Origin of the sequence: Campylobacter hominis ATCC BAA-381, assembly GCF_000017585.1 — a bacterium.
GTDB classification, from domain to species: Bacteria; Campylobacterota; Campylobacteria; order Campylobacterales; family Campylobacteraceae; genus Campylobacter_B; species Campylobacter_B hominis.
The window spans coordinates 877,518-889,934 of sequence record NC_009714.1 but is presented as its reverse complement, the minus strand read 5'-3'; the positions used below and the strand labels follow the sequence as shown (position 1 = coordinate 889,934).

Below are 12,417 nucleotides of genomic sequence, written 5' to 3'. Positions count from 1 at the left end.
GACTGAATTTTTAAGAAATTTTGATATGAAATTTTTAAACTTGCAAATGGAAATAAAATGGCACGAATAGGTTTTCTTTCACACGCCGATATGAGCCTCTATTTTTTTCGCGCTCCTATTATGAGAGAGCTTAAAAAACGCGGACACGAAGTGTTTGCAATTGCACCAAAAGGTGATTATAGCGAAATTTTAGCGCGCGAGTTCAATAGCATTACTTATGAACTTGATAAAGCAAGCGTAAATCCTTTAAAAGTGCTTAAAAATTCACACAACTTAGCCCGAAATTTAGCCGACTTACACCTTGATATGCTTCAAACTTCAGCACATAAATCAAACGTTTTCGGCACATTCGCCGCTAAAAAAGCAGGTATTCCTGTAGTAATAAATTTAGTTGAAGGACTTGGAAGTTTTTATATAGATACTGATTTAAAATCTAAAATAATAAAATTTGTTCTTGAAAAACTTTATAAAAAAGCGTTCAAATTAAGCAACGGTTGCATTTTTGTAAATGACAGCAACCCTGGTTATATGTTTTCACGCGGTTTAATTTCGAAAGAAAAAATTTTCCGTATCAAAAGTGTCGGCGTGGATTTAATAAAATTTGATGAGAGTAAATATCAAAAGCTTGATTTCGGCGGTAAAAAAGTTGTTTTAATGATGGGAAGAGCGCTTTGGCATAAAGGAATTAGAGAATTTTACAAAGCTGCTGAAATTTTAAAAGAGCGCAAAGATTGCGTTTTCGTTTTTGTTGGCGATATTTTTGAAGGAAACAGATCGAGTGCCGATGAAAATTTTCTAAAAAATAAAACGGTAAAGTGGCTTGGTTGGCGAAATGATGTCTGCGAACTTTATAAAAGTGCCGATATTTTTGTACTTCCAAGCTATAAAGAGGGATTTCCACGCACGGTTTTAGAGGCAATGGCGATGAAAATTCCTTGCATTGTAAGTGATTGTGAGGGCTCTGTAGAAGCTGTAAAAGACGGAGAAACAGGGCTGATTTGTAAAATGAAAAATGCAAAAGATTTGGCGGATAAAATTACACGCCTTTTAGACGATGAAAATTTGGCGAAAAATTTGGCGAAAAATGCGTATGAACGCGTTGTAAAAGAATTCGACGAACGAATAATTGCTAAAAAATATATTGAAGTTTATGGAAAATTTATAGATGTATAGGTTTTTTTTAAAAAGAATTTTAGATTTTTTAATGGCTTTGATTTTGATAATTTTAACATCGCCTTTAATGTTGATTACATATTTTTTAATTAAAAAACATATAAGCAAAAACGCGATTTTTACACAACTTCGCCCTGGTTTAAATGAAAAAATTTTTAAAATTTATAAGTTTAAAACAATGAACGATGAATGTGATGAAAATGGAAAACTTTTGCCTGATGAACTTCGCTTGAATGATTACGGTAAGAAAATCAGAGCTCTAAGTCTTGATGAATTGCTGCAACTTTTCAATGTTTTAAAAGGTGATATGAGTTTTATAGGGCCTCGTCCTTTATTGCCGGAATACCTGCCGCTTTATAATGACGAACAAAAACTTCGCCACAGTGTGCGTCCGGGCATTACAGGCTTGGCGCAAGTTAACGGCAGAAACGCTATTTCATGGCGGAAAAAGTTTGAGTTCGACACATTTTACGCAAAAAATTTAAGTTTTTTACTGGATATTAAAATCGCATTTTTAACAGTTAAAAAAGTCATTAAAAAAGAGGGCGTAAATAAAGATGGAATGGCAACTACGGAGAAATTTAATGGCAAAAACTGAAATTTACATTTACGGTGCAAGCGGTCATGGTAAAGTCATAGCGGATATCGCACGCGATAACGGTTATGAAAGAATTGTTTTTTTAGATGATAACGGCAATATGAAATTCAGTCCTTGCTTACCGAAAGCGGATATAATTATAGCAATCGGTGATAATTTTACGCGTGAGAAAATTCAAAAAAAAGTTGTGAGCGCCGGATTTAACGTGGTAAATTTAATTCACAGCTCAGCCGTTGTTTCAAAAAGCGCGAAGTTCGGCAAAGGAATTGTCGTAATGCCGCGTGCCGTAATAAATGCGGACGCCGTAATAAAAGACGGAGCGATTATAAATACAGGTGCAGTTGTTGAACATGATTGCGTTATAGGTAAGTTTTCTCATCTTAGCCCGAACGCAGCGATTGCAGGCGGCGTGATTGTTGGCGATAGAGTGCATTTAGGAATTTTAAGTGCCGTTATTCAACAAATTACAATAGGTAAAAATTCAAAAATCGGAGCGGGCGCTGCAGTCATAAAAGATATACCGGCAGATAGTGTAGCAGTTGGTGTTCCTGCTAAAGTTATTCATAACATTTAGCAGGAATTTGTCAAAAAGTGTTAAAATATCACAAAATTTTATAAAATATAAGGAGCCGAAATGGCAAGAGTGTTTTTAAGTCCGCCGAATATGGGCGGTAATGAGCTGAAATATATAAAAAAAGTTTTTGAAAGTAATTATATAGCGCCGCTTGGCGAATATGTCAATAAGTTTGAAAATGCCGTTAAACAGTATTGCGACGTCAAAGATGCGCTTGCGTTAAATGCGGGAACAGCCGCACTCCACCTTGCACTTCGTGTTTTTGATATAAAAAACGGCGATGCGGTTATGGCTTCAAGTTTCACATTTATGGCTTCCGTTAATCCTATTTTATATGAAAGATGTGAGCCGATTTTGATTGATTGCGATGAAAGTTGGAATTTAAGTCCGAAACTTTTAAAAAAAGCTATTAAGCAAGCGCCTAAAAAACCGAAAGCTTTAATTGTTACGCATCTTTACGGACAAGCCGCAAAAATGGACGAAATACTTGAAATTTGCAAAAATGAAAATATTGTAGTCATTGAAGACGCTGCTGAAGCTTTGGGCGGTTTTTATAAAGGAAAATCGCTCGGTTCGATAGGAAATTTAGGTGCTTTGAGTTTTAACGGAAATAAAATAATCACAACAAGCGGTGGCGGAATGCTTATAGGAAATGATGAAAAACTTGTCGAAAAAGCAAGATTTTACAGCACTCAGGCAAGAGAACCTTTACTTCATTACGAACATAAAGACTATGGATATAATTATCGTCTTAGTAATGTTTTAGGAGCTATCGGCGTTGGTCAAATGGAGGTTTTGCATAAGAGAGTGGAACGAAAACGCGAAATTTTCGAGCTTTATAAAAATCTTTTTAAAGATATTGATGTTAAATTTATGCCTGAAATTGAAAATTCAAAAGGAAACAGATGGCTTACAACATTGGTTTTCAAAGAAAAAAATGCGCATTTAAAAATAATTGATGCGCTAAATAAAGCCGATATAGAAAGTCGGCCGCTTTGGAAACCTATGCACTTGCAACCGATTTTCAAAAATGCTATTTCAGTTGTGGACGGCACAAGCGAAAATTTATTTGAACGCGGAATTTGTCTTCCAAGCGGAAGTGATATGAGCGACGAAACAGTTGAAAGAGTCGCTAATATCATAAAGGAAAATTTATGATTTTCAAGCCAACAAAATTTAAAAGATTTACATTTTTTTTATTTGTTGATATTTTAATCAGTATTCTTTCAGTATATATCGCTTTTTTGCTTCGTTTTAGCGGCGATATACCGAATGAATTTTATAAAGGTGCTTTACTTAGCACATTTGTAATTACGGCGTTTCGTATATTTTATATTTGGCTTTTTAGAATTTATATGGTTCCATGGCGATTTTTCGGACTTTATGAAGCTAAAAAGCTCTTTTATATACATTTACTGACAGCAATCAGTTTTACAATTATTTTTACTTTTTTCAGCTATATATTTAATCCTTTTCCACGCAGTGTTATCGTTATAGACGCTGCAATTTGTTATTTGCTTATCAGCGGAATTCGCATTTCAAAAAGAATGTTTTTAGACAGCAAAAAAGATCTTACAAACAACGAACCTTGTTTGGTTGTCGGCGCTACGAGCAAAACTTTTCAAGTTTTAAAAGGAATGAGAAGAAAATATATAAATTACTATCCTGTCGGCGTAGTTGACGGTAGAGCTGAATTGGTAGGCACATATTGTGAAAATTTTGTAGTAAAAAGCAAAGATAAAATTCCAAAAATCATAAAAGAAACAGGCGTAAAAACGGCTATTATAGCTTTGGCGCTTGATCCGATCGATTTAAAAGATTTGTATGATGAGTTAATCAATTACGGTTTAAAAGATATAAAAATTTTTTCACTTATTGAAAATGAAAAAGATAAAATTAGAGATATTTCAATTGAAGATTTACTTGCAAGAAAACCAAAAGATCTGGATAATAAAGCAATTGAAAAATTCATAAAAGACAAAGTTGTAATGGTAACCGGAGCCGGCGGCACAATAGGAAGTGAAATTTGCAAACAATGTCTGAAATTTGGTGCAAAACGCCTTATAATGGTGGATCATAGCGAATATAATCTTTATAAAATCGATCAGGAAACGAATCAGGATAAGCGAAATGTTTTAAAAATGATGAATATTATTCATTATGACGAATTTCGCGCTGTTTTTGAAGAATTTCATCCTGAAGTTATAGTTCATGCAGCTGCTTACAAACATGTACCGATGTGCGAATACAATCCGTTTCAGGCAATAGAAAATAATATTTTAGGTATGAAATATTTGACCGATTTGGCAATTGAGTTTAAAGTTAAAAAACTCGTTTTAATCTCAACAGATAAAGCTGTAAGACCAACCAGCATAATGGGTACAACAAAACGCATTTGTGAGCTTTACGGACTAAACTCATCTACAAATGATACTCAAATTGTAGCAGTTAGATTTGGAAATGTGCTTGGAAGTAGTGGCAGCGTGATTCCAAAATTTAAAAAACAGATTGAAAATAACGAACCTTTAAGCGTAACTCATCCGGATATTGTAAGATATTTTATGCTTGTCAGTGAAGCTTGCCAGCTTGTGCTTCAAGCAGCTTCCATCGCGAAAGGTGGCGAACTTTTTGTGCTTGATATGGGTGAACCGGTTAAAATTGTCGATTTGGCAAATCGTATGCTTCAACTTGCTGGAAAACCTAATTTGGGTATAAAATTCGTAGGACTTCGTCCGGGAGAAAAACTTTTTGAAGAGCTTATTGTTGATGAAAACGACAAAATGACGGAGTATAAATCAATTTTTGTAACGCATTCAAATAAATATGATATAAACAAATTAAACGAACAAATAAAAGAGCTTTTGAAACTGAAAACAACAGATGAAATTGTAAATTATTTAACTCAAATTGTTCCTGAATTTCATCACAATAAAGGCGGTCAATGTTAATCAAAGAAATACAGGAATTTCAACAAATTCGCTACAAAGCAAGAGCTTATATGTGTTATCTCTTTAATAGAAATATTCCGAATAATTTACCTGGAGTCAGTGCTGAGCTGATACATTCAGGATTTGAGAAAATGGTTCATGAAAATATGAATTTTGAAGCGCTTTACATACTTGATTCAAACGGGTTTCAAGTTGAAAACAATATTTCATTGATTGATAAAAATCGCGTCGGAAAAGGTGAAAACCGCACCAATCGCTCTTATTATTACAGGGCGGTGCGCGAAAAACGTTGCGTGCTGACAGATCCGTATCCGTCAAAACTGACAAATGAACTTTGTGTTACTGCCGGTTATCCTATATATGACGATAAAGGAGAACTGAAATTCGTAGCTTGTGTTGATATCGGGCTTTATGCGCTTTTAAATATGATCAGTCCAAGCTCTGTTGACAGCACTTTTGGAAGCATAAGCAAAGTGATTTATGCCATTTTTTCGCTTGCGCTTTTGTTTGTTACTGCTTGCCTGTTTTATATCGGTATAAGCAAGATTTTAGTTTCAAATTTTGAGCAGATTGATATAAGTCGTATTTTTGAGCTTACGATTATTCTTACTCTTGCTCTTGCTATTTTTGATTTGATTAAAGCGATTTTTGAAGAAGAGGTTTTAGGAAACGGGTCTGGTAAAGACAGCAGCGGAACTTCAAAAACGATGATTCGTTTTATAGCTTCAATAATCATAGCTTTGGCTATTGAAGCACTTATGCTTGTTTTTAAATTTTCGATTACAAAGCCTGAAAATATCGTATATGCCGTTTATTTAATTTGCGCTGTCGGAATTTTGATTATATCACTCAGTATTTATCTTTGGACATTGAAAAACGGAAAAAAATGGTAGGAATTATAGATTACGGCGCAGGAAATTTAAAAAGTGTGGCAAATGCTTTAAATTTTGTAAATGCAAAATTTAAAATTTTAGATAAGGCAGATGAAATTTTAAATTGTGATAAAATAATTTTACCTGGTGTCGGTGCTTTTGGCGATGCTATGATAAAACTTCGCGCAAAAAATTTAGATGAAGCCATTATAAATTTTATAAAAAGTGGCAAATATTTTCTTGGAATTTGTCTAGGAATGCAACTTTTATTTGAGAAAAGTACCGAATTCGGCGAGTTTGGTGGACTTGGAATTTTAAAAGGTGAGATTATAAAATTTGATAAAACAAAATTTAAAACGGATCTTAAAATTCCGCATGTAGGCTGGAATACAGCTCATTTTAAAAAGCAGACGCCGATAAATTGCGGATTAAAAGAATTTGAATATTTTTACTTTGTGCATTCTTATCATATCATCAGCGATGAAAGTATCGTTTTAGCGACTACAAATTACGGTTATGAGTTTATTAGCGCGATAAATTATGAAAATATCTTCGCTTTTCAGCCTCACCCTGAAAAAAGTGCCGAAAGCGGTATAAAAATTATTAAAAATTTTGTGGAGTTATAATGGAAATTTTACCGGCTATAGATTTAAAAAACGGATTTGCAGTAAGACTTAAAAAAGGCGAAATGAACTCAGCTAAAATTTACAGTGATAAACCATGGGAATTAGCTGAAAAATTTGCCGATTTGGGTGCTAAATGGCTTCATATCGTTGATCTTGACGGTGCTTTTGCAGGAGAAGCTAAAAATGCAAAAACTATAGAAAAAATTGTAAAATCTACAAACCTTAAAATAGAAGTTGGTGGCGGAATAAGAGATGAGGAACGCATAAAATTTTATAAAAATTCAGGTGTTTCGCGTTTTATTTTGGGATCTGCAGCTTTAAAAAATCCTGAATTTGTAAAACAGATGGCAAAAAAATATAAAATTGCCGTCGGAATCGACGCAAAAAACGGTTTTGTAGCTACTGAAGGCTGGGCGGAAGTTTCTAATATAAAAGCTTGCGAACTTGCAAAAATTTACGCTGATGCCGGAGTGGAAGCGATAATCTGCACCGATATAAGTAAAGACGGAATGCTTAGCGGCGTAAATGTAAAATTCAGTGAAGAAATAGCAAAATCAAGCGGCATAAAGACAATTGCAAGCGGCGGCGTAAAAGATTTAAGCGATATAAAAGCCTTAAAACAAAGCGGTAAAATTTATGGTGTAATCGTCGGAAAAGCTTATTATGAAGGTTCTATTGATCTAAAAGAAGCTTTTTTGATTGCAAAATAAAAAATTTAAAAACTGATTATTTGAAATTTAGAAAAATTCTTATGAAATTTTATCTAATTGATAAAATTTTAAACCGCAAAAAAACATTAAATTTTAAAATTCTAAAAACAAAAAAATCGTCAAAATTTCCATAAAATCAAATTTTAAACATAATCGTAGTAAAATAGCAAAATTTTAAATTTTAAAAAGGTAAAAAATGTTTGAAACTATTATCGGTTTGGAAGTTCATTGTCAGTTAAATACTAAAACTAAAATTTTCTGCTCTTGTCCTACGAGTTTCGGTGACAAAGCAAATGTTCACGTTTGTCCTACGTGCTTGGCTTTGCCGGGAGCATTACCGGTTTTAAACAAAGAAGCCGTAAAAAAGGCGATAATGTTTGGAACTGCCGTGAATGCGACAATAAACAAAAAATCTGTTTTTGACAGAAAAAATTATTTTTATCCGGATTTGCCGAAAGCTTATCAAATTTCACAATTTACGATTCCGATTGTTGAACACGGAGAACTTTTTATAAATATAAACGGCGAAAATAAAAGAATCGGTATCACAAGAGCTCACCTTGAAGAAGATGCAGGAAAAAACACACACGAAGAAGGAAGAAGTTTGGTGGATTTAAACCGTGCAGGAACGCCGCTTCTTGAAATTGTAAGCGAGCCTGATATGAGAAGCGGCGATGAAGCTGTTGCGTATCTGAAAAAACTTCACTCTATTTTGAGATTTATAAATATAAGCGATGCAAATATGCAAGAAGGCTCATTTCGCTGCGATGTCAACGTAAGTATTCGTCCAAAAGGTGATGAAAAATTATATACAAGAGTGGAAATCAAAAATCTAAACTCATTTAAATTTGTGCAAAAAGCTATAGAATATGAAGTAGCGCGTCAAATCGATGCTTGGGAAGACGGAAAATATAGCGAACTCGTAGTGCAGGAAACCAGACTTTTTGATACTTCAAATTTTACAACAAGATCTATGAGAAGTAAAGAAGATAGCGCAGAATATCGTTATTTTCCAGATCCTGATTTATTGACCGTTGAAATTTCCGATGAAATGTTGGAAGAAGCAAGAAAAATTCCTGAACTTCCTAATGAGAAAAAAGAGCGGTATATAAATGAGCTCGGTCTTAAAAAAGACGACGCGGAAGTTATTATTTCAAGTTATGAACATGCTAAATTTTTTGAGGATTTGATAAATGCAGGTCATGAACCGAAGCTTTGCGTAACATGGCTGAACGTAGAACTTAACGGAAGACTTAAAAACGGTCTTACAATCGAAGACAGTCCTATAGATAGCGCTAAAATGTCTGATCTTTTAAGCAGAATAGAAGATGGCACGATAAGCCAAAAAGCTGCAAAAGAAGTACTTGATTTTATTATGGAAAACATTGAAATTTCAGTTGATGATGTAATCAAAAAACTCGGATTAAAACAAGTCAGCGATGATGCTACAATTTTAGCTGTAATTGATGCAGTGATTAGTAAAAATGAGCAAAAAGTAGCTGAATATAGAAATGGCAAAGATAAATTATTCGGTTTTTTTGTAGGGCAAGTTATGAAAGAGGGCAAGGGCGCTTTTAATCCTGCTAAAGTAAATGAACTTTTGAAACAAAAATTATGAAAATCGCAATAATTGGCGCAGGAAAATGGGGCAGTGCGCTATTTCACGCTCTTGGCTCAAAAAATGAATGTGTGATAACTTCTTTTCATAAACGTGAAATGAATGGTTTTGTAAGTATTGAAGAGGCATTTGAATGTGAAGTCTTGGTTTTTGTGCTTGCAGCTCAACATACAAGAGAATTTTTAAAAGCAAATTTTAAAAATAAAAATCAAAAAATTTTGGTTGCCTCAAAAGGAATTGAAGCTAAAACGGGCAAATTTTTAAATGAAATTTTCGCCGAATTTACAGATGATAAAAATCTCGCATTTCTTTCAGGTCCTTCTTTTGCGGCGGAAGTTATGCAAAATTTACCTTGCGCTCTTGTAGCAAGCTCAACAAATCATGATTTGGCTAAATTTTACGCTTCACTTTTTCCTAAATTTATTAAAACATATCCTGATGATGATGTAATAGGCGCTGAAATTTGCGGAGCTTACAAAAATGTAATTGCCATTGCAAGCGGAATTTGCGACGGATTAAAACTTGGAAATAATGCAAGAGCAAGCCTTATTTCTCGCGGACTTATAGAAATGGCAAGATTTGGAAAATTTTTTGGCGCGAAAGATCAAACGTTTTTAGGTCTTAGCGGTGCAGGAGATCTTTTTTTAAGCGCTTCCAGTGTGCTTTCAAGAAATTATCGCGTCGGTTTGGGACTTGCAAACGGAAAAAAATTGAATGAAATTTTACGCGAGCTTGGCGAAGTCGCCGAGGGAGTTTATACGGCGGAAGCTATCGTTCGTATCAGCGAAAATAAAGAAATTTACACGCCTATAGCTAGTGAAGTTTTTAAAATTTTAGGCGGAAAATGCGTACAGGAAAGTTTGCAGGATCTTCTTAAAAAAAGATGAAATTTTTATAGTTTCAAAATTTTAAATGTGAAAAAAATAGTGTTAAAATGTTTGTTTAATTTAAAATATCTTAATATTTTAACGTTTAAAAATATAAGTAACTTAAAAATAAGCTAAAAAAATTACAATAATCAGTTGTGAAAATTTATATTTTAAAATAAATCACATGCCTTTTGTGTCAAATAAATAGAATTTTTTAGCGATAAATAAACTATAAAAGCGATTAAAACACTCACAAAACCACAAATATAAAACTTACTGTTTTTAATAAAATTTTAATATCTTTTTAAAACTTTCAGTCGTTTGGCAAATAAGACAATGCTATTGCGTAGCAGTGAAATACAGGCGAAAAGAAAGAAAAAATCGATTTTATTATGAGTTTGCAGATTATAACTGCGATAAAATGCAATATTTAATTTTATTAAAAACATTCATATTCTATACAAATTTAATAATTTTTTTAAATACATTATACGAAATTTAAAATTTTTGATATATATAATGATAAAACCGCATTATAAATTTTTATTTTTTAATGTAATTTTAAGTCCTTTAATCCATTTTCAAATTGATTTTACAGCACGGAAATTTATGCAACGATATAAAGGTTTTAAAAATTTCAAGTTTGCAAATTAAAATTTATTGCTGAACTTTTTAATATGCAATTATTGAAGCATTTTGATTAAGAAGTGGTTTTATTTTGTATCTTTTTCAAGAATTATTTCGGTACTTTCAAGTTTTTTATATTAACTATTTAAAAAAAATATGCTTTTTATCGTATGTTTCGTTTATTGAAATGTAAAGCCGCATTTTATCTATTTTTCTGCTATATCTATTTAAGATATAAAAAATTTCATTACCACGCTTCTACAGATATTTTCAAGTATAATTTTTAATTTAATTATGTATTACACTTACAGGCGTCTTTATATTTGGATATTTCATTGATTTAAAAAAAATAATGAGCCGTTTTTATATTTAATTTACATTAATGTATTTTTTAAATACTTTTCCGCCGTATTGAAATTTTAAATACTCATAATTTATTTTGTTGCAAAAAACAGCAAATTTTATTCAATTATTTGATTTTTTATATATATAAATTTATTTGTTTCATAAAATTTTGCTATTTCAGGATCGATTTTAACGATTTTTTGTATGTAAGTTTCTAAAGGCATTGCGCGCGAATAAAGTACGGAAAGCCATTTTGCAGAAATAGCTCTTGAAAGTGCGACATAAAGTTGTCCGTTTTCAAAAATATGATCGATATCGCAAATCAAATTTCTTATACTCATTCCTTGTGATTTGTGAATAGTTATAGCATAAGCTAACTTTAAAGGAAATTGATAAAATGTAGCAAACGGCTCATCTATAATCTCTCCATCTTTTAATTTAAAATCATTATAATCATAGCTTGCGCGCTCCAAATATACAATGTCACCGTTATTTTTTTCTATAATGAGCTCATTTATGTCTCCGTCATTTTCCGTTATTTCTTTTATAAAACCTTGCTCACCGTTGTAATATTCGTCTTTTTTATTTGCCGTAAAAATTACTTTCGCTCCTATCTTAAAGTGAAATTCAGGCAAAATATTAAGCGTTTTTATCCATTTTTCTATTTTTTCATCATTCAGAGCATTTTCTTTGTGATTTATAAGTTTGCCAAAACTTGTAAATAGTGGCGTTTTAAGCATATTAAGCCTTTTTTCATTTAGCGTATTTGCTTCATAATTTCTGCCGTAAATTACGGTTGATTTCAGCGGTATGTTTTTACTTGAGATTATTTTTGAGCGTATAAAATCGGTGCAATTTTCGTCAATATATCCAACTCGAAGATTTGATAAAATTTTATATAAAAATTCATCTGTTGTGCGTTTCGAACCTACCATTTCTATACAGACAAATTCCATATCATTCCAGCTTTGCGTCCCAAACGCATAACGCGAGCTTCCAAAGAGTGTAGAATCAGGTAATTCACTTTTTTTAACGATTGGCGGAAGCTGGTAAAAATCACCTGCAACGATGATTTTTCCACTGTATTTGCATTCATTCAGACGGTAAGCTATCATATCAAAAACTTCGCCACTGATCATAGAAATTTCATCAATTACAATAAGCTCACAATCTTTCAAAAATTTTTTAAGTTCATTTATTGCGCTTTTTTGAGATCTGTCATGACGTTTTAATTCCATATAATTTTTGCAGATTCCAAATTTAAAAAAGCTATGAAGTGTTATTCCGCCGATTGAAACGGCGCTGATTCCGGTACTTCCAAGAACTATATATTTACGTTTTGTATCGGTATAAGCTTTTATCACCTCTTTTATGACATAACTTTTGCCGACTCCGCCGCTTCCTGTTATAAAAATATTCGAGTTTTCAAGTGTTTTTAAAAGAAAATTAACCAAATT

Annotated in this window: 11 protein-coding genes; 10 read left to right on the top strand and 1 reads right to left on the bottom strand. The window is 32.6% G+C overall.

What is annotated here, in order from left to right; all coding sequences use genetic code 11:
- Positions 1-57: 57 nt before the first annotated feature.
- The 10 genes from CHAB381_RS04465 (at position 58) to CHAB381_RS04420 (ending at position 10,006) form a co-directional block, all read left to right on the top strand.
- Positions 58-1,173 carry a glycosyltransferase family 4 protein gene (locus CHAB381_RS04465; RefSeq protein ID WP_012108807.1) on the top strand — a complete coding sequence of 372 codons (1,116 nt, stop codon included), beginning with the start codon at positions 58-60 and terminating at the stop codon, positions 1,171-1,173.
- Positions 1,166-1,771, top strand: coding sequence for an undecaprenyl phosphate N,N'-diacetylbacillosamine 1-phosphate transferase (gene pglC, locus CHAB381_RS04460; protein WP_012108806.1), 606 nt, complete (start codon positions 1,166-1,168; stop codon positions 1,769-1,771). The genes CHAB381_RS04465 and pglC overlap by 8 nt, the downstream gene beginning before the upstream one ends.
- Positions 1,758-2,345, top strand: a complete 588-nt coding sequence (gene pglD / locus CHAB381_RS04455) for a UDP-N-acetylbacillosamine N-acetyltransferase (protein ID WP_012108805.1) — start codon at positions 1,758-1,760, stop codon at positions 2,343-2,345. The genes pglC and pglD overlap by 14 nt, the downstream gene beginning before the upstream one ends.
- Before the next feature lie 60 nt (positions 2,346-2,405).
- Positions 2,406-3,503, top strand: coding sequence for a UDP-N-acetylbacillosamine transaminase (pglE, locus tag CHAB381_RS04450; RefSeq protein WP_012108804.1), 1,098 nt, complete (start codon positions 2,406-2,408; stop codon positions 3,501-3,503).
- Positions 3,500-5,293, top strand: coding sequence for a UDP-N-acetylglucosamine 4,6-dehydratase (configuration-retaining) (gene pglF / locus CHAB381_RS04445; RefSeq protein ID WP_012108803.1), 1,794 nt, complete (start codon positions 3,500-3,502; stop codon positions 5,291-5,293). Before pglE ends, pglF begins: the two co-directional genes overlap by 4 nt.
- Positions 5,287-6,186, top strand: a complete 900-nt coding sequence (locus tag CHAB381_RS04440) for a PDC sensor domain-containing protein (protein WP_012108802.1) — start codon at positions 5,287-5,289, stop codon at positions 6,184-6,186. The genes pglF and CHAB381_RS04440 overlap by 7 nt, the downstream gene beginning before the upstream one ends.
- Positions 6,180-6,791 (top strand): imidazole glycerol phosphate synthase subunit HisH, encoded by a 612-nt coding sequence (gene hisH, locus CHAB381_RS04435; RefSeq protein ID WP_012108801.1) that lies wholly within the window; start codon positions 6,180-6,182, stop codon positions 6,789-6,791. Before CHAB381_RS04440 ends, hisH begins: the two co-directional genes overlap by 7 nt.
- Positions 6,791-7,501 (top strand): 1-(5-phosphoribosyl)-5-[(5-phosphoribosylamino)methylideneamino]imidazole-4-carboxamide isomerase, encoded by a 711-nt coding sequence (gene hisA, locus CHAB381_RS04430; protein ID WP_012108800.1) that lies wholly within the window; start codon positions 6,791-6,793, stop codon positions 7,499-7,501. Before hisH ends, hisA begins: the two co-directional genes overlap by 1 nt.
- Before the next feature lie 196 nt (positions 7,502-7,697).
- Positions 7,698-9,119 carry an Asp-tRNA(Asn)/Glu-tRNA(Gln) amidotransferase subunit GatB gene (gene gatB, locus CHAB381_RS04425; RefSeq protein ID WP_012108798.1) on the top strand — a complete coding sequence of 474 codons (1,422 nt, stop codon included), beginning with the start codon at positions 7,698-7,700 and terminating at the stop codon, positions 9,117-9,119.
- Complete coding sequence (locus CHAB381_RS04420; protein WP_223429428.1) at positions 9,113-10,006, top strand: NAD(P)H-dependent glycerol-3-phosphate dehydrogenase; 894 nt, start codon at positions 9,113-9,115, stop codon at positions 10,004-10,006. Before gatB ends, CHAB381_RS04420 begins: the two co-directional genes overlap by 7 nt.
- Before the next feature lie 1,070 nt (positions 10,007-11,076).
- Here the strand turns inward: CHAB381_RS04420 and CHAB381_RS04415 are convergent.
- The gene (locus CHAB381_RS04415; RefSeq protein WP_012108795.1) at positions 11,077-12,414 is read right to left on the bottom strand and encodes a DEAD/DEAH box helicase; all 1,338 of its coding nucleotides are present in this window, start codon (positions 12,412-12,414) and stop codon (positions 11,077-11,079) included.
- Positions 12,415-12,417 lie beyond the last annotated feature (3 nt).

Bases quoted from the DNA above. Each gene is read 5' to 3' on its own strand.
- CHAB381_RS04465 (WP_012108807.1), top strand. From the start codon at position 58: ATGGCACGAATAGGTTTTCTTTCACACGCCGATATGAGCCTCTATTTT.
- pglC (WP_012108806.1), top strand. From the start codon at position 1,166: ATGTATAGGTTTTTTTTAAAAAGAATTTTAGATTTTTTAATGGCTTTG.
- pglD (WP_012108805.1), top strand. From the start codon at position 1,758: ATGGCAAAAACTGAAATTTACATTTACGGTGCAAGCGGTCATGGTAAA.
- pglE (WP_012108804.1), top strand. From the start codon at position 2,406: ATGGCAAGAGTGTTTTTAAGTCCGCCGAATATGGGCGGTAATGAGCTG.
- pglF (WP_012108803.1), top strand. From the start codon at position 3,500: ATGATTTTCAAGCCAACAAAATTTAAAAGATTTACATTTTTTTTATTT.
- CHAB381_RS04440 (WP_012108802.1), top strand. From the start codon at position 5,287: ATGTTAATCAAAGAAATACAGGAATTTCAACAAATTCGCTACAAAGCA.
- hisH (WP_012108801.1), top strand. From the start codon at position 6,180: ATGGTAGGAATTATAGATTACGGCGCAGGAAATTTAAAAAGTGTGGCA.
- hisA (WP_012108800.1), top strand. From the start codon at position 6,791: ATGGAAATTTTACCGGCTATAGATTTAAAAAACGGATTTGCAGTAAGA.
- gatB (WP_012108798.1), top strand. From the start codon at position 7,698: ATGTTTGAAACTATTATCGGTTTGGAAGTTCATTGTCAGTTAAATACT.